This is a genomic window from Actinospica robiniae DSM 44927 (genome assembly GCF_000504285.1).
Lineage (GTDB): Bacteria > Actinomycetota > Actinomycetes > Streptomycetales > Catenulisporaceae > Actinospica > Actinospica robiniae.
In genome coordinates this window covers 605,078-621,288 of sequence record NZ_KI632511.1, presented here as the reverse complement: position 1 = coordinate 621,288, position 16,211 = coordinate 605,078, and the positions used below count along the sequence as shown (strand labels likewise).

The window sequence follows — 16,211 nt, the reverse complement described above, 5'->3', positions numbered from 1 at the left end:
TCCTCGGCTGGTCTCGGCACTCATGCCACTCCTCCGCTGATCGCGCTCGCCAGCCGGCGCAGCCGGCCGCTCGGCTCGACACCCAGTTCGGCGCGCAGGATCCGGCGCCCGTTCTCGTAGCAGGCCAGCGCCTCGGCCGGGCAGTCCAACCCGATCAGGGCACGCATACGCAGCTCTCTGATGCGCTCGCGGTAGGGGTGCTGGGCCAGGTGGCGGTCCAGCCCGGCGAGCACCTCGCGGTAGCGGCCGAGCGCGAGGTTCGCCGCCGCCTTGTCCTCCACCGCCGTCAGCCGGACCTCGGCCAGCCGCTCCGCCTCCGCCAGCAGCGCCGGACCGGTGCCCACGTCGGCCAGGGCCGCACCGCGCCAGAGCCCGAGGGCGGGGCCGAGCAGCCGGGCGACCGCCGCCGGATCGCGCCGGGTCCGGGCCCGGCCGGCCTCGGCCACCAGGGATTCGAACCGTGTCACATCAGTGTCCACCGAACCGGCCCGCAGGACATAGCCCGGCGCCCGGGTGGCCAGGACCTCGGCCGGCCGCGGCAGCCCGGCCTCGGCCAGCGACTTGCGCACCGCGGAGACGTAGCCCTGGATCTTCGTCACCGCGCTGGCCGGCGGATCGTGCGCCCACACCACCTCGATGAGCCGGTCCACCGAGACCACCGTGCCCGGGCTCAGCAGCAGAGCCGCGCACACCGCCCGCTGCTTCGGCGCGCCGGGAGCGGCCGCGCGTCCGTCCACCCGCACCTCGAGCGGGCCCAGCAGCAAAGCCTCGATCATCACGCCTTTCCCCGGCTCGGCACGGGCTCGACCGGCCGGTAGCCGGCCGCCTGGAGCCGGACCAGCTCCGCGTAGCGGCCGCCGTCCGACGTCAACTGCTCGTGGGTGCCGCGTTCCACGATCCGGCCGTCTTCGAGCACGACGATGAGATCGGCCTCGCGCACCGCGTTGAGCCGGTGCGAGATCAGCAGGCTGGTCCGGCCGCGGCGCAACCGCCCGAGCATGCGGTGGATCTCGTGCTCCGCCCGGGGATCGAGGCCGGAGGAGGGCTCGTCCAGGATCAGCAGATCGGCCTCCTCGCGCAGCATGGCCCGGGCGATCGCCACCCGCTGCCACTGGCCGCCGGAGAGCACCACCCCGCCGGGGCTGCGCAGGACCGCGTCGCCGCGCCCGGCGACGCCCGCGGACCTGCGCTCCTCGGACGTGCCGTACATCCGGCTGAGCATCGTCGCGTAGCCCTCGGGCAGCGCGGCGAGCTTGTCGTCGATGCCGGCCCGCCGGGCGGCGGCCCGCAGCCGCGGCGGGTCCACCAGCGCGGAGAGGTCGCCGACGGCGATGTTCTCCGCGGCGGTGAGGTCGAACGCCATGTGGTCCTGGAAGACGGCGCCGATCCGGGACCGCAGCGACGCCGGGTCGAACCGCGCGAGATCCGTGCCGTCCCAGCCGATCGAGCCCTTGGTCGGCTCGTAGAGCCGGCACAGCAGTTTCACGAGGGTCGACTTGCCGGCGCCGTTGAGGCCGACCAGCGCCACGCACGCGCCGTGCGGGATGCCCAGGTCGAGGCCGCGCAGGACCCAGGGCTGGTCCTGCTGGTAGCGGAACCAGACGTCGTCGAACCGGATGCCGGTGCGCAGCGGCGGCGCGCTCGGCGCCGGGGCCGGGGCGGCCAGGGCCGCCGGACCGGCGGGCACCGCGGGGTCGCGGGTCAGCGCCTGGTAGTGCCCGAACATGGTCAGGCTCTGCCCGGCGAGCGCGACCTGGGCGAGGATCCCGGCGAGGGCGCCTTGCACCGACGCGATCGCGGCGGTCAGCACGGCCAGGTCGCCCACCGTCCCCTGGCCGTGCTCGAGCCGCCGCACCGCCAGGATGAGCGCGAGGCCGGACACCGCCGCGCTGAGCAGCGCCAGGCCGCCATCGAGCCGCACGGCGGCGCGGTCCGCCGTGCGCTGGGCCTCCTGGGTGGCGCGCAGCTCGCCGATCATCCGGGTGCGGAAGAACTCGCCGAGGCCGAAGAGCCTGATCTCCTTGGCCGCGCGCAGATCCAGCAGCAGCATGGCGTAGAACACCTGCCGCCGCTGCCGCGGGCTGGCGGCCTCCAGCGTGCGCACCCGCAGCCGGCCCAGGCCGATCTGCCCGTAGAGCGCGGGCAGCGTCGAGATCAGCACGAGCGCCGCGACCAGCGGGTAGCGCGCGGCCAGCGCCGAGACGAACCCCACGGCGGTGACCGCGCCGCCGAGGACGGCCAGCAGCGCGTCGACCAGCTGGGCCGGCCCGAGCTGGCTGGCCTGCTGGGCCAGCTGCAGCCGGTCGTGGTAGCCCGGGTCTTCGAGCCTTGCGATGCCCGGGTCGCGCACCACGGCGGCGAACAGCTCGGAGCGGGTGCGCTCGGTGACGCGCCGGCCGATCTCCTGCCCGGCGTACTGGCCCAGGTAGCGGGCCACGGCGGTCGCCGCGCCGAGCGCGGCCGCCAGCGCGGCCAACAGCACCGGGTCGGGGCCGTGCCCGGTGGCGAGCCGGTCGATCAGGAGGCTCGCCAGCCACGCCGTCGCCACCGGCCAAGCGCCGTCGAGCACGGTCGAGGCGCCGCGCAGCGCGAGCATCCCCGGCGCCGCCCGCGCCACCAGGGCGACCGAACCGGCCGCGCGCCCCGCCAGGACGCGCGCGCCGCGGTCCGCGCCGGCTTCCGATTCCGCCATCAGACCAGCGCGGCCAGACACTCGTCCACGGTGTAGCCGGAGGTCAGCACCTTGCCGTCCGGCCCGACCAGCACGTACGACGGCGTCGCCCTGATCTGGAAGGCGGAGACGACCGGTCCCGGCCTGGGCTCGGTGATCAGCGTGCCGGCCTTCGCCAGATCCGCGCGCATGCTCTCGGCCACCCCGTCGAGCGCGCCGACCTCGTCCATGGTCAGCACCGGCACCACCTCGACGCCCTCGGCGGCGAGCCGGCCGGCCCGGTCCGCGAGGGCGGGCGCGGCCGCCACGCAGTGCGTGCAGGAGGTCGCGAAGAACCCCAGCAGCGTGCGCGCTCCGGCGAGGCTCGCGGTGGCGAATTCGGCGCCGTCGGCGGTGGTCGTGGCGAACTCGGGCACCGGCGCGCCGTCGGCGAGGCCGCCGCGGTCCGGCGGGGCGTTACGGGCGGACTCGTAGACCCGCATGCGGCGGATCACCGCGGCGGAGAGAACCAAGTCGAGGATGACAAGGATGGAAAGCAGAATGACGGCGGCGGTCAGGATTGCCACGGTGTTCTCCTCCGATAGGGCTGGATCCCCAGGATCAACGCAGGTGTTCCGGTGCCGGGGCGAACAAGGCCGCGATATCGTCGAGCAAGGCGACCCCTGCGACGGCGGCGGCCGCGGCGAGCAGGCAAAGCGCGATACCCGCGGGTTCGAGCCGGGCGCCCGACCGCCCGGGCAGCAGGGCGAGGTCGAGCGCGACCGCGCCCAGCAGGACCGCGTTGCGCCCGACGTGCCGCCGGCCGACCGGCGCCGCGTCCGCGCCGAAGCAGTGGCAGGGCGTGCGGATCCGCCGTCGCAGGGCCCGGACCAGCGCGATCGTGAAGGCCGCCAACAGGATCGCGGCGGCGCCCAGGCCGACCGGCGCGGTGGCCGGGACCAGCACCAGCAAGGCCACCGCCGGCTCAGCCGCGGCCAGCGCGAGCGCGGCCGAGCGGACCCACCGCGCCGGCAGCCCCCCGAGGACTCCGACCGAGACGGCGAACTCCTCGAACGCCGCGCGGCCGCGCAGCTTCCCGGCCGCGGAAAGAAGAAAGACACCTGATATGGATATGCTCAGACCCAACGTCGTATACGTCATCACACCCGTCCCGTCCGCCCGTGCGCGACCGCGCATACCCGTGCGCGCTCTGCGGGAGAGCGCTCTCCGCTCACCATGCTCCCGATGGGTCGGTGCGCTGTCAATGCATCTGAGTTACGGAATCGCACAGGCCGAAAATCTGAGCTTTTCCGGGACGTGAGCACACTGATGCCGAGACAGGTCGGCGCGGTGCCGGGGTCGCCGACATGGGCGGACGCTGCGGGCCCGTTGAGTGGCACCGTGACGGCACCAGGCCGTCCCGACGGCGACCGAGGGACCGATCACGGCGATTGGATCGGCACCCGTGACGTCGAAACCTGGATCAATTGCGCGTAGAACGACTTTCCGATCGTCTTCGACCACGGCCCTGCGAATCGCTTGGGCTCGACACGCACAACCATGTTCAGCATCTCGGCCCCGAGAACGCTCGGGTCGGGTGACCACAGTAGGCTGCGACTCCGCGACAAGATTCACGACAGATCCCTGAGTTAGATCTGTCCCTGATCTTGTTTCGCAAAGGCGTAAGTAAGGAGAACGCGTCGTTTGCCGGTAGGCGGGACCAGCTTCACTGAGGTGATCCCAGCGAAGTTCAGCTCGCTTCTGGGCATTCGAATCGCGTGATGGCGAGGGCGGCTCGGGCGATCTGGGTGATCCGTCTGGGGCCGATGGTGACGTGCTCGCGTGCTTTCCAGCGTTCGGTCAGGACCGCGAACACGCGGAGCCGTTCCGGTGGAGGATCTTTCTCAGTCAGAACCCTTCTACCAGCGGCTCCACGTTCTACGTCGCCGACGTCCGCGATGCCACCCGATGCCCGATCCGCCCGGAAGCGTCGTCGGGATCACCTCACTGAGTACCGCTGGCGCGGCGAGGCCTGCTCGAGTCTTGACCGCGCCCCGCGTCGGGTTGCCGCGGTGGCGCCGAGGAACTACGGAAATCCATCTACTCGGGCAGCGGCGAATTGTGGACCGTCATCGGCGGACCGGCGGACCCCGGCCCGGCCGCAGGCGCCTAGCGCCAGCTGGTGTTCCGATCGGGCGTGAACGGTCCGAACAGTCCCTCGTACCGTCCGGTGGAGTCCGAGAAGACATAGTCCGGATCCGTGCGGCTCACCGCGGCGTGCAGCCGGCCGAGCAGCACATCGGCTGAAGCGACGCGCAAGCCAAGCGCGCGGGCAAGTTCTGCCTGCTCGCGCGCGGCGTCGGCGTCCCCGGCGAGGAAATCGCGCTGGAGGAACCGGGCGGCCGCGGTCATCACGGCCAGATCGCCATTGCCCGAATAGGTCAGGCAGTCCCGCCAGTACGGCAGGCCGACGAAGAGTTCGACCGCTGCGACCAGGTCATCGGCGATCAGCCCCGCCTGACCCTCCGAGCTGACGTAGAGGATGGGGCGGAAGGCCGCCGGTTCGCCGCACTCGAAGAATCCACCGCCGGTGAAGTCCCCGGCGACGCACGCCAACGGCGCGCCGGAGCCCACGCCCGCCCCGGGCTCCGGGTCGAGGCGGTTGACATCGAACTCGCCGACCGTCGCCAGCCCCGCCTGGATCCCGGGCTCGCGCCGGATGCGGTCGAGCAGTTCAGACGCATTCGTCATGGCCGCAGCCTAGCGCCAGGGCCATGCGCCGGATGTTCGTGCACTGACGGACTCAGAGCTTTCCGATCTTCTGGCAATACCGGATCAGTTTCTTGATCCCGGGCATGAAATAGTCGGGGTCGCCGTGCTGGATCCGGCCGATGCGACGCAGGTCCGCCACGTCGCGGGCGATCAGGCCTCGGCAGTCAGACAACGAACGACAACTGAGTACCAGCTTGTCCTTCAACCGTGCGCGGCGTGGTGCTCCTCGAACGGGGGCTTTGGTTTTGTTCCGGAACCCTGCCGGCCGTCCGGGGCCTGGCCTGGAGGGTTTTGGTGCGCTGGCGAGCTCGGGGAGGTTCGCGCGGATGTCGCGAAACCCCCGGCGGACCGTGGCGGGGGTGAGTCTCTCGGGTGGGAGCGGCTGTTCCCAGGGCCGGCGCTTGCCTGAACAGGGAACAGCCACGGCGGGGGCCGGTGCGAAGACGAAAGAGCAAACCGCTCGACACCCGGACCCCCACCCATGCACCTCACCCTCACCCCTGTACTACGGGTCAGCGGGGCGTGATGACGCCGACCGGGAACTGCCGGTCGGTCCGCTTCTCGTATTCAACCGTGTCAGGCCAGTAGGCGCGGAAAACACCGTACAGGCGCTCCCACTCCTGGTCGTCGGGGCGCACCACCCGGTGGGCGGCGGCGAGGGTGCGGCCGCCGAGTTCGATTGTCACCGGACCGTCGACGGCCTCCAGGTTGGCGACCCATTGCGGATCGACCGGGGCTCCACCCTGGCTGCCGCAGATGACGTACGAGTTCCCGTGGGGCGCCGCGACGACCGGGTGGACGAAGTTCTTGCCGGACTTGCGACCAGGAGTGTGCAGCAGCAGGGTCGACTTGCCCTCCCAGTGGCCGCCGAGCACGCCGCCGTTGGCCCGGAATTCCGCAATTACCGTTTCGTTGAGCGAAGCCATTTGTCATTCCTCATGGGTAGTGGCGTTGAATCACCGATTATTCGCGATCCACGTCAGATATCGATGCCGATGCGGGGCGGGGTCGAGGTGCCGTACAGAATCTTCGCGTACGCGGCATAAGCCGTCCGCGCGGCCTTTTCGAACACCGGACGGGTCGCAGGCGGCAGATCCTTCAAATGGTCCTGGATGGCGGCCGGCTCACCCTCGTACATGACCATGCCGAAGGTGAGCGCGATTTGGTCCGGCGTGCGATTGTTGCTGTGCACCGCACTCATCGTGTTCCACTCGGCAGCGCTGATGTACTGCTCGACCAGGGGCATTACCAGCCGCACCTCCGTGCCGAGGTGCTCACGCAGCACCGGGAGCAACTGGTCCAGGATGCCTGCGGCGGCGGCGCGGTCGTTCGGGTCGGCATTGGCGCGCCACGCCGTCACCGCGTGGGCGAGCTCGCTGATCAGCCCGGCGATCCGGTCGTGGTCTTCCTGCATCCCGTGCACCACCGGCGCAAGGTCGGTCGGGCAGCGCTCCAGCAGCAGGGGCCAGAGCGCTTGGTCCTCACCGTGGTGGTGCTCGTGCAGCGCGATGCCCAGCAGGTCGATGTGGTCGGCGACGATGGCCACGCGCTGCCGGTCTCCGTCTGTGACGGCCCGGACGAGGCTCGGCATGAGGCCGAACTCTCGGCGGAAGCCGGTGTGCACCATGATCATCGCCCGGGTCATCTCGCCCGGGGCCTTCGTGTCCGTCATGTGGCCCTTCCCTGGTGACGGTCTGGTCCGGCCATGAGCTCTCGGACCCTCGGCACCACCTCGTCGATGAAGCGCCGCGCCTGATTCAGATGGCTGGTGGTGGGCCAGAAGACGAAAGTGTCGAAGCCGAGTTCACCGGTCCAGCCCGCCAGCGTCCGCGCCCAGTGCTCACTGGTGCCGAACAAGCCCTGGTCGCCGTCGCCGTCGATGGCGCCCAGTACGTTGTAGAGGCGCCGGACGTCCGACGCCGTGCGTCCGGCTTCGCTCGCAGCCCGGTCGATGGCCGCTTGCCGTTCGGGTACGGCCGAGGGCGGCACGTAGGCGTTCAGCGGGCATATCCATCCGTCGGCCAGTTGTCCGATCACCCCCAGCATCCGCGTGCCGTGGGCTCCGACCCACAACGGAGCGGGCTGCGTCTCGCGAAGGTCACGCAGAGCGGCGGCGACATGGTTGACCGCCGCTGCGCCCCCGAGCGGGCGACCGCCCAGGCTCGCGACCCCCTCCGGTGACGCGCCGGAGCCGATGCCGAGCTCGAACCGACCGCCGGTCAGTGCGTCCAGGCTGGCGGCCGTCTTCGCGAGCATCGGCACCGGACGCACGCCGAGATTGGCCACATCGGTCAGCAGTCGCACCCGGGTGGTGAGCGCGCCGAGATACGCAACCAGGCTGAGCGTGTCGAGGAATTCCGGGTAGTACGGGTGATCCTGGATACCGAGCAGATCGAGCCCACCGTCGTCGGCCGCTCTGGCCAGCGCGACCGCCCCGGCGACGTCGTCGATGTCGGGTGTCACGCACAGCCCGAACCGGATCGTTCGCTCATACATGGAATCGCCAGCTTTCCCAGGAGCTCAGTACCGGCGTGAGACGCGCGCGTCCTGCCCAGTCCAGTGTGGTGCAGGTGGACCGATCTGGCGCTGCGGCACGCGTGCGTTTCGGATTCCAGTGTGGCCGCGCCGCCTGAGCTGGACAACGCCAGTATTATCGACTTACCTTGAGTAAGTGGATACCGCTCGCCCGACCCCGGACAGGACGGCCACCGACGAGGCATGCCGCGCCTTCCAACCCGTTCTGGAATTTCTCGGGCGCCGCTGGGTGGGCATCGTGCTGCTCGCGGGGCAGCGCGGCGCACGGCGGTTCAGCCAGTACCGCGCGATGGTGCCCGGCATCTCCGACCGCCTGCTCACACAGCGTCTGCGCGAACTGGAGCAGCACGGCTTGATCGAGCGTACGGTCATCCCGACCACCCCGGTGCAGATCCTCTACACACCGACTCAGCGAGGCGAGGGCCTAATGGACGCCACGCGGCCGCTACTCGCGTGGAGCCTTGCCAATCCGCCGGAGTGATTGAGAGGTGGGCGTCGAAGTGGGGTGACAAGCGTCCTTCGGGGGTGCGCACCGACCGGTCAGGAGCACGAAGCGAAGCCTGCAGCGTCGTGAGTTGATCCTGCCCTGGTGGGCGGCCAAGGAGGAGCCGAGCCCGTTCCTGTCGGGCGAAGGCCGTAGAAGGCGTCCTGGAACCTGGAGCGGGCGCTGACCGCGCCGCCTCCGACTTCTCTCTGTTCTTCCACAACGTGACGGGTATGCGCCCCGGCGCGTGGCAGCAGGCTGCGAACCTCGGGTGAGACCGTCGTGAGACCCCTATTCGGAGGAGGCCGGCCGCCAGTCCTTCGCTAGCTGCCTTCCGCAGTGCAGGTCGACGCAGAGCCACGCCACGAGTTCCCCGTCCACGTCCTCCACGGATACCACGTCACGGTGGTTAGACGGGCAGACGGCCTCGGCGGCGGGCGGCCGCCGCGTCCTGAGGACCTGCCCGATGATGAATCGAGCGAACAGGAGGGTGAACAGGCATGGGATCGCCCACAGGGTCCATTCAGGCATCGCCGGCCGCCACCTCCTCGTGCCCAGCATCGCGCGCAGGCGGTGGTGAGCCGGGCGTACTCGGCTGGAAGGTCACCCGTTCGGCCGAGCCTGCGGGCGGATGTGCGAGGCCACGAGGGCGATGGTGCCGCCCAGCGCAGTGGCGACGAGACGGGAGACGGCGGTCTCCGACGCGCTCTGCCCGAGCAGGTCGAGCAGCAGCACGACGAAGCCGGTCAGGAAGACGCAGAACACGAAGTAGTTCGCGGTGAAGACGGTGTAGGCGAGGCAGATTGTCACGGCGGCGACAAGCAGCAGCGGCACGTTGCCGAGCGCGCCTACGCTGGCGAGGACCACGCCGAACAGCACGCCGAAGACGGTGCCGCCGATGCGGTCGAGGCCGCGCCGGATGGTCGCGGTGTGCCCTGGCTTGAGGACCAGCAACGCCGTTACCGCGGCCCAGTATCCGTGCGAGACCGCCAAGGAGACCGCGATCACGTGGGTGAGCGCGGTGACGACGGTCAGCCGCAGTACGTGTTGTCCGTGTTGGAAGCGAGGGTCGAGCCCGGCCCGGAGTCTCGTGCCGATGGATCGGAGCCTGCGCTTGTACTCGCCGCTGCGGACTTCGCCGGCACCGTTGCCGTCGCGGTGTCCAAGGCCGCGGCCGTGTCTGCGGCCGTCACTGTCGCGGTTGGTCTCGGTGGATTCGCCGCGGCGGTCGAGCGCGGTCAACAGCGCCTGCCAGGCGCCGCCGGCCAGCAGAAGCACCGCGCGCTGCACCGGTTGCGCAGGTGTCGTCGTGGCGAGCAGCAGCGCCACCGGCCACTGCAGGCACGCGATACCGAACCGCTGGCTGAACACCCCGCACAGCCCGGCCGCGAACGTCGCCGCCACCAGGACGCCGAGCAAGGCCCAGGGCTTCTGGGCGAGCGCTGCCCCGGCGAAGCCCGACACCGCCATGCCTAGGCCGCTGAGCAGCACCGCGTGCGCGTGCTGGCCGGCGCGAGCACCGGTGGTCGCGGCGAATCCGGCCGTCAGAGCGCCGAGCGCGGCGAACACTCCGTACTCCGGATGGCCGAGCGAGACGCCCGCGGCCAGCGGGACGAACACGCCCATCCCGAGGCGTGCGCCGCGGCGTAAGTCGACCTGGGCGCGCGGGACCGAGACGACCTTCGCGGTCGGGCGTAACGCGTGGAAGGTCTCCGAGTACGTGGACACTGGTCCTCCGGCGGATGCGCTGTCAGATGGTTGACTGAGCGATACGACACGCCTTCGGGCCGACCCGTGGCGACGCGGCTGCTTCTGCAGATCGCAGTCATTCGGGCCGCGTTCAGGCTGACACGGCCAGCACAGATGCGTCCAATGACGAGGCTGGGGAGAATTGATGCGTAGCCCGCATCAGCCCTGCGTGCGAGAATCCACAGGTGCAGATCGAGGAGCTCCGATGGTTCGCCACCCTGTGTGAGACTGAGCACATGGGCCGAGCGGCGACGGAGCTCGGCCTGTCCCAGCCGGGCCTCTCGCGAGCGCTCGCCCGGATCGAGGACGAGCTGGGAGCGCCGCTGTTCGACCGCCGCGGCCGCGTGCTGACGCTCAACCGGTTCGGCCGGACCTTCCTTGAACACGCCGAGCGCATCCTGGCCGAGGACGAGGCGGGACGGCGCGCCGTCGCCGAGCTGGCCAGCCCGCAGACCGGCATCGTGGCGCTGGCGTTCCTCTACACCGTCGGCAACTGGCTGGTGCCGCGCTTGCTCCTGTCCTTCCGCGCCGCGTACCCGAACGTGCGCTTCCACCTGGTGCAAGGCGGCAACTCGGCGAACCTTCGGGCGCTCGAGCGCGGCGAGGTCGACCTCGTGATCACCTCGCCCCGCCCGCAGGACCCGGGCCTCGCCTGGCGCGCTCTGCGCACCGAGCGCCTCTACCTCGCCGTCCCCGCCGACCACCGGCTCGCCCAGCGCAAACGGGTACGCGTCGAAGAGGCCGCGCCAGGGCCCTTCATCGCCACTCCGCAGGGCACCGGCCTGCGCGAATCCACCGAGCAGCTCTGGCAGCAGGCCGGCGTCGAACCGCGGATCGCCTTCGAGAGCGACGACGTGCCCGCGCTGCGCGGCCTGGTCGCCGTCGGCCTCGGCGTCGCGGTGCTCCCCCGCTCCCGCACCTACGACGGCCGGATCGACGACTCGGCCGAGCGCTGGATCCGCTACATTCCGATCAGCGGCCCGAACGCCTCCCGCGTCCTCGGCCTGACCTGGCGCGAAGACCGCTGGGCCTCCCCCGCCGTCACCGCCTTCCGCGACGCGGTGGCCGCCCTCGCGCCGGAACTGCCCTGACGACACAGGCGAACAACAGGGATACCGCAGGGCCACTCGCAATCAGTCCGACCAGAAACCCCATGGGTTGACATCGATGAGCGCGTCGATGTACTCGGGAAACGAATCTGAGTTCTGCAATACGTCGTCGGGCGCGAAGACGAAGTGCTCACAGGCGATGTGCGCGGTTTGGAGACGGGTAATCTGTGCAGCGGAGACGCTCACGAAGAGGGTGTCGCGCCGCAGCGCGATCCCCCGCGCGCCGAAGCGGCGCTCCCAGCTGCCCAGCACCGCGGCAAGACCGGCGGCGTCGCCGGGAATCGCCTAACCGGCCGGCGCCCAGCGGATCGCAGTCAACGCGTCGCTGCTGGAGACGGCCGGGACCAGAACCATCCGTGGCTCCTTGAGCCAGCCGTTGACCAGAAGGGATTCGGTCATGCCGTCGGCGTATCGGTCGGCATGGCCTTCCCAGGCCGTGGCCGGGGGCGTCCCGGCCAGTCGGTGCCAGCCGGAGCGAGGGCCCGACACACGCTCGTGGGGCTCGTAGTAGTCGTTGGCTTCGTTCTCGGCGATCAGAGCAGGCCATTATCGGGCACCAAGCGTTCCGGGTCGAGCTCCGCGAGACGTGCGCAGCGCGCTTGACGACAGTCGAGTCCCATCGCCGTCGACGAGCAGCGGCAACTGCTCGGATCCCGAGCCAGCAGGTGAAGGAGAGCATTGCGATCCGTCGGCATAGCGGCGATCGTGGTGCACCTGCACCGACATCCAGCCGTGCCGGGCGCTTCACCCGACCACGGCCCGCAGGTAGTGCGCGGGCCGCGATCGGGCGTCCGGTCAGCCGGCCGACGTGTAGCCGCCCGAGTCGGCCGCGACCTTCCAGCACTGATTCGTTCCGCCGGTGCACGCCGTTCGGAGAGTCCGAAGAGGCCAGGCTGCTCCCAGGGATTGGGAGCAACACATGGGCCAATCCACCTCGAACCCAGCCGTTCAAAGCGTTCACGCAGACCCACTTCGGGGAGCAGGAAGCGACCTCCCTGTGCTCCCGACAAGCCGTCAGTAGCCCGCCCACACCCGTCACGGCTCCGGGCTTCGGCTGGGAGCAGCCGGGAGCAAGAGCTGGGAGCAAGCGTGAGCACACGGCCGTTCGAGCGTCGCTCAACCGCATCGAACTGCACTGAATCGAGAAACGCGACGACTACGGAGCGGATAACATGCATGTCAGGCGTATGCACTATATTATGCCCTTCGTGAGACATTAAGCATTGCTCTGTTTACACCCAAGGACTCGTCCAACGAGCTCATTTCGGTGCAGTCGAGGTCGGTTGAGCGCAGTTCGGCGCAGCTCAGAGCGCTCCTGTCGGATCGTCAGCCCGCGCTCGGTGCCACCGTGCAGCAGTCGCGGGAACGATCGAACTCTTCGGCGTTGAAGAAGTGCTCAACCACCGACCTCTTGAGGGTCGAACTTCGGCGCTACCGAAAAAGCCTTGCTTCATGGCCGCCTGAGAAGCCGGGGTAGATCAGTGCGGGGTCCGCTCGTGCCCGGCGCCCAACCTTTTCGCGGCATCCGGTGGTCGTAGGCCGTGAAGGGAGGGACGCTCGTGCGAGAAACGGACGAGGAGGGATTCCATGAGTTCGTCGCCAGCCGCTGGCCGAGGCTGGTGCGCCTGGCCCTCGGGCTCACCGGGGATCTTCATCTGGCCGAGGACCTGGTGCAGACCGCGCTGGCCAAGGTGTACGCCTCGTGGAGGCGAGTGCGGCAAGCGGAGGATCTCGACGGCTACGTCTATCGGGTCCTTTGCAACGCCAACCACGACCGGTTCCGCAAACACCGGGTGGTCGAGGACTACGGAGTGCTGCTGTCCGAGCCCGGGGAGCCGGACGAAACCGCGACCGTGGAAGAGCGCGCCGCCTTGTGGGCGGCGTTGGCCGAGCTCGCGCCCAAACAGCGCGCGGCGGTACTGCTGCGCTACTTCGAGGATCTGACCGAGGCGCAGACCGCCGCCGTTCTCGGTGTGTCGATCGGCACCGTCAAAAGCCAGACCTCTGATGCTCTGCGCCGACTGCGCACAAGCCCGCACTTGACGGACGGAGGCTCGCGATGAGCGTCTACGAGTACAGCCCCGAGGAAGAGTCGTTGCGCGACCGTTTGGAGTCGGAGCTCGGCCGGGCCAAGCCCGCTCCCGCCCCGCACGCTTCGATCGCGGCGCACGGTCGGCGAATCAAGCGCAGGCGGCGGCAAACCGCGAGCGCCGGGACGGCCGTGGTCTTGGCGGCGATCGTGTCGCTCGGTCTGCTCGATTCCGGGACGTTGCGCACCCCTTCCGAATCGGGCCCCAAGTCACCGACCGCCCACACGGCCACGGTACGGCCGTTCGTCTACGACACCGCCCACGGGCTGATCGGCGCGGGCGCGGTGGACGGGATCACGTGGTCGGTGGGCGTGTCTTCCGGTGACGGAGGACGCTACAGCGAGTCGATCGGTGGATCGCCCGCCAACGACATGGGGATCGTGGACCCCGGGCAGGTTCCGACGCCCTCGAACCCGCTCGCGTACCTCATGAGCGAGGGCGAGAACCCCTACGGGAATACCGGCCAGGGACTCTACACCACATTCGGCGTGGTCCCCGGCAATATCGGCCACTTCGTGATCGCGTTCGCGAACGGCGAGTCCGCGAGCGTGCCCGTGGTCACGGTGTCCGGCAAGAGTTTCATCGCCTTCGCTGGGACTCCGTCCCTGGCCATCGCCAGGGCTACCGCATTCGACAACGCCGGAGCCGCTCTCGGCTACTCGATCCCGTTCAACGGCGGCACAATGCCCGATTTCGTATCCTGGTATCAGCCCAATGAATCACCGTCGATGCGGTCGGCATCGACCGTGATCAGCGGTTTTCTCGGTTCACAGGCGTGGAAGGCGGCCCTCTACGAGGGCGCGTTCGGTTCCTGCGTCACCTACGCCATACCGGACAGCCCGGTCACGAGCAGCGCCACCTCCGATTGCGTCGCCCCGGGAAAGAGCCTGACCGAAGACCTCACCCAGGGCGTCCGCAGTTCCAACAAGAGCCTCCCGCTCGTACTCGCTGGAGTGCTCACGCCAGACACGGCGCGCATCGTGGCCGTTCTGGCAGACGGCCGGAGTGTGACGCTACCGATCAAACGACTCGGCGACGCAGTGCTGTTCGCGGAGGTCTTTCCCGCCGGCACCGGGCTGGCGACCATGACGAGCTATGCCGAAGACGGGAAGGTTCTCGAGCAGGCAGACAGCCCCGGCTAGAGTCTGCCCGGCCGGTTACATGTCGGCTGGCGTGCCGGAACGGTCGGAGGACGATCTCCGATCCTCTGGTGTCCTATGGCGGCGGCGCCTGACCAGGCGCTGGGCGAGAGCGGCTCATCGATCTTGGCCCGGCAGCACGTTCTGCCCTTCACACGTGCCCGAGGTCGAGCGAGCGGCGCCCCTGGAAAACCCTGCGGAGCGCGGCACGACGTTGAGGACGCGATCCTGTTGTACTCGGAGATAGGATTCCTGCCTCTGGCCTGGGGTTACCCAGAAGATTTATGCAGCTACCCGATATTCGCTGATAAGACCGCCAAGGACTCGTTTTCGACGGACTCGCGCGGTCTCCAGGTCGACGACCTTCGCTTGGGATGGTCCGGATCGTCGTTCGGAACGTGCCGGCCGATACCCTGGTGTAGGCGGGCTGCGTTGTAGTGCGCCGTGTATTCAGCCAGGAAGGCGCGCAGGTGTGCCTCGTTCAGGATCAACAGGTGGTCGAGCACCTCGCGCCGTAGCGTACCGACCAGGCGTTCGCACACGGCGTTCGCCCGTGGCGACTGCGGCGGGCTTCGTAGAACTCGTAGTCCACAGTCCTCGAGACCGCATGAATGTCTCGGTGAACTGTCCGGCGCTGTCCCGGAACCAGAGGTGGGCTTCGCGATCCGATGCCCGGGCTTGACCAGTTCGCCCGCGATGCGCTCGTTACCCGGTAGGGATTCTCGCCGGCTATCCGCAGGATCAGGGCCTTGACGGCTGGCTGGGTCGAGTGCCGCACACAAAGCACCAGGTCAACGCGGAATCAAATTCTCGAGTACCACAGGTCGGTCAATGACGACTCAGGAGTTGCTACCCGCACCGTGATGCGTCGAGGACATCGAGCGTGCCGAGGCGAACGGATTTACTGGGCGGCCTTTCGCGTGCGCGCGTAATGACGCCGGGCCCGGTCGCGGTTGCCACAGTCACCGGAACTGCACCAGCGGCGGGCGCCGTTGCGGGTGCGATCCAGGAAGAACCAGCCGCAGCCTGGCCCCGCGCAGCGATGCAGACAGGACAGTTCCCGAGCATCGCCGAGCAATTCCTCCGCCAGCAATGCGAGCTCGCCGGACACGGTCGCCGGGACCGGCCGCAATGGAAAGGCCGGCGGCAGTTCGGCGGCTTCGCGGGCGGCGAGGAAGGCATCGCGCAGCATGTCCCAGGCGCCGGAAGGAGGAGCAGTGCCGTCTACAAGCGCGTCCAGCACCACCGCGAGAGCTTCGCGCAGGCCGCGCAACGTCGTCTCATCGGGCAGCGAACTCGCGCTGAGGCCGGCCCTGGCCGCCCATCGCGCCCATTCGGCTGCGTCCGCCACGCGATCCACCCGGCGGCTCTCGTCAGCGCGCCAGGCGACGGTGTTGACGAAGTCCAAAACGGGGTGGCCTGCCACGTAGGACGGCTCGACCTTCTCGGCCTCGACAACCGCCTCGACGGTGGGATTCTGCGCGCCGCTCACACCTCGACTTTAGCGCCTGGCCTTAATTCTAACAACCTAAAGTCTCTAAGCTTGTTAGCATGCCGCGCATGGACACCTTGCCACGGCGGCATGCCGCCGCCCCGAGCAGCCGAGCGAGGAGTCTGCGCTCCGGGCTCGCCACCGGCTCAGGCCTTGCGGCCGCGTCTTTTCTTCTGGCCATCAGCTTCGGC

General features: G+C 69.5%; 18 protein-coding genes and 1 pseudogene. 4 read left to right on the top strand and 15 right to left on the bottom strand.

What is annotated here, in order from left to right:
- Positions 1-20: 20 nt before the first annotated feature.
- The 10 genes and pseudogenes from ACTRO_RS02675 to ACTRO_RS02640 form a co-directional block, all read right to left on the bottom strand.
- Positions 21-776 (bottom strand): AfsR/SARP family transcriptional regulator, encoded by a 756-nt coding sequence (locus ACTRO_RS02675; protein ID WP_051450201.1) that lies wholly within the window; start codon positions 774-776, stop codon positions 21-23.
- The gene (locus ACTRO_RS02670; RefSeq protein WP_034260899.1) at positions 776-2,692 is read right to left on the bottom strand and encodes an ABC transporter ATP-binding protein; all 1,917 of its coding nucleotides are present in this window, start codon (positions 2,690-2,692) and stop codon (positions 776-778) included. The genes ACTRO_RS02675 and ACTRO_RS02670 overlap by 1 nt, the downstream gene beginning before the upstream one ends.
- On the bottom strand, positions 2,692-3,237 hold the full coding sequence (locus tag ACTRO_RS02665; RefSeq protein ID WP_034260896.1) for a TlpA family protein disulfide reductase: 546 nt from the start codon (positions 3,235-3,237) through the stop codon (positions 2,692-2,694). The genes ACTRO_RS02670 and ACTRO_RS02665 overlap by 1 nt, the downstream gene beginning before the upstream one ends.
- A gap of 34 nt (positions 3,238-3,271) precedes the next feature.
- Entirely contained in the window at positions 3,272-3,811 is a 540-nt protein-coding gene (locus tag ACTRO_RS02660) for a MauE/DoxX family redox-associated membrane protein (RefSeq protein WP_034260893.1), read from the bottom strand.
- Between the two features lie 1,008 nt (positions 3,812-4,819).
- Positions 4,820-5,401 carry a hypothetical protein gene (locus ACTRO_RS02655; RefSeq protein WP_034260891.1) on the bottom strand — a complete coding sequence of 194 codons (582 nt, stop codon included), beginning with the start codon at positions 5,399-5,401 and terminating at the stop codon, positions 4,820-4,822.
- A 52-nt stretch (positions 5,402-5,453) separates the two neighbouring features.
- Entirely contained in the window at positions 5,454-5,627 is a 174-nt protein-coding gene (locus tag ACTRO_RS46700; RefSeq protein WP_157435668.1) for a hypothetical protein, read from the bottom strand.
- 27 nt (positions 5,628-5,654) lie between these two features.
- A pseudogene (locus ACTRO_RS50665) lies at positions 5,655-5,822 on the bottom strand (NF041680 family putative transposase); the annotation flags it as partial.
- Between the two features lie 112 nt (positions 5,823-5,934).
- Positions 5,935-6,348 carry a nitroreductase/quinone reductase family protein gene (locus tag ACTRO_RS02650; protein WP_034260889.1) on the bottom strand — a complete coding sequence of 138 codons (414 nt, stop codon included), beginning with the start codon at positions 6,346-6,348 and terminating at the stop codon, positions 5,935-5,937.
- Between the two features lie 53 nt (positions 6,349-6,401).
- On the bottom strand, positions 6,402-7,049 hold the full coding sequence (locus ACTRO_RS02645; protein ID WP_169739802.1) for a hemerythrin domain-containing protein: 648 nt from the start codon (positions 7,047-7,049) through the stop codon (positions 6,402-6,404).
- Between the two features lie 41 nt (positions 7,050-7,090).
- A complete protein-coding gene (locus ACTRO_RS02640; protein ID WP_034260887.1) occupies positions 7,091-7,918 on the bottom strand; it encodes an LLM class flavin-dependent oxidoreductase in 828 nt (275 codons plus the stop codon).
- A gap of 175 nt (positions 7,919-8,093) precedes the next feature.
- On the opposite strand from ACTRO_RS02640, the gene ACTRO_RS02635 reads away from it, so the two are divergent.
- Positions 8,094-8,438 carry a winged helix-turn-helix transcriptional regulator gene (locus ACTRO_RS02635; RefSeq protein WP_051450198.1) on the top strand — a complete coding sequence of 115 codons (345 nt, stop codon included), beginning with the start codon at positions 8,094-8,096 and terminating at the stop codon, positions 8,436-8,438.
- Positions 8,439-8,732: 294 nt separating this feature from the next.
- Here the strand turns inward: ACTRO_RS02635 and ACTRO_RS02630 are convergent, their stop codons facing one another.
- Together ACTRO_RS02630 and ACTRO_RS02625 are read right to left on the bottom strand one after the other, a co-directional pair.
- On the bottom strand, positions 8,733-8,972 hold the full coding sequence (locus tag ACTRO_RS02630) for a hypothetical protein (RefSeq protein WP_157435667.1): 240 nt from the start codon (positions 8,970-8,972) through the stop codon (positions 8,733-8,735).
- Positions 8,973-9,044: 72 nt separating this feature from the next.
- Positions 9,045-10,169, bottom strand: coding sequence for an FUSC family protein (locus tag ACTRO_RS02625; protein ID WP_034260882.1), 1,125 nt, complete (start codon positions 10,167-10,169; stop codon positions 9,045-9,047).
- Positions 10,170-10,375: 206 nt separating this feature from the next.
- Here ACTRO_RS02625 and ACTRO_RS02620 point away from each other — a divergent pair, with 206 nt between their 5' ends.
- Positions 10,376-11,281: a LysR family transcriptional regulator gene (locus ACTRO_RS02620; RefSeq protein ID WP_034260881.1), complete on the top strand. Its 906-nt coding sequence runs from the start codon at positions 10,376-10,378 to the stop codon at positions 11,279-11,281.
- A gap of 42 nt (positions 11,282-11,323) precedes the next feature.
- Here ACTRO_RS02620 and ACTRO_RS02615 read toward each other — a convergent pair whose 3' ends face one another.
- Positions 11,324-11,581: a DUF4253 domain-containing protein gene (locus ACTRO_RS02615; protein WP_084315910.1), complete on the bottom strand. Its 258-nt coding sequence runs from the start codon at positions 11,579-11,581 to the stop codon at positions 11,324-11,326.
- Between the two features lie 1,277 nt (positions 11,582-12,858).
- On the opposite strand from ACTRO_RS02615, the gene ACTRO_RS02610 reads away from it, so the two are divergent.
- Positions 12,859-13,362 carry a SigE family RNA polymerase sigma factor gene (locus ACTRO_RS02610; protein WP_034260880.1) on the top strand — a complete coding sequence of 168 codons (504 nt, stop codon included), beginning with the start codon at positions 12,859-12,861 and terminating at the stop codon, positions 13,360-13,362.
- Between the two features lie 164 nt (positions 13,363-13,526).
- Positions 13,527-14,531, top strand: coding sequence for a hypothetical protein (locus ACTRO_RS02605; protein WP_157435666.1), 1,005 nt, complete (start codon positions 13,527-13,529; stop codon positions 14,529-14,531).
- Between the two features lie 287 nt (positions 14,532-14,818).
- Here ACTRO_RS02605 and ACTRO_RS51280 read toward each other — a convergent pair whose 3' ends face one another.
- Together ACTRO_RS51280 and ACTRO_RS02595 are read right to left on the bottom strand one after the other, a co-directional pair.
- Entirely contained in the window at positions 14,819-15,310 is a 492-nt protein-coding gene (locus ACTRO_RS51280; RefSeq protein WP_084315909.1) for an integrase core domain-containing protein, read from the bottom strand.
- Between the two features lie 119 nt (positions 15,311-15,429).
- Positions 15,430-16,020, bottom strand: coding sequence for a CGNR zinc finger domain-containing protein (locus ACTRO_RS02595; protein WP_051450193.1), 591 nt, complete (start codon positions 16,018-16,020; stop codon positions 15,430-15,432).
- Between the last annotated feature and the right edge of the window lie 191 nt (positions 16,021-16,211).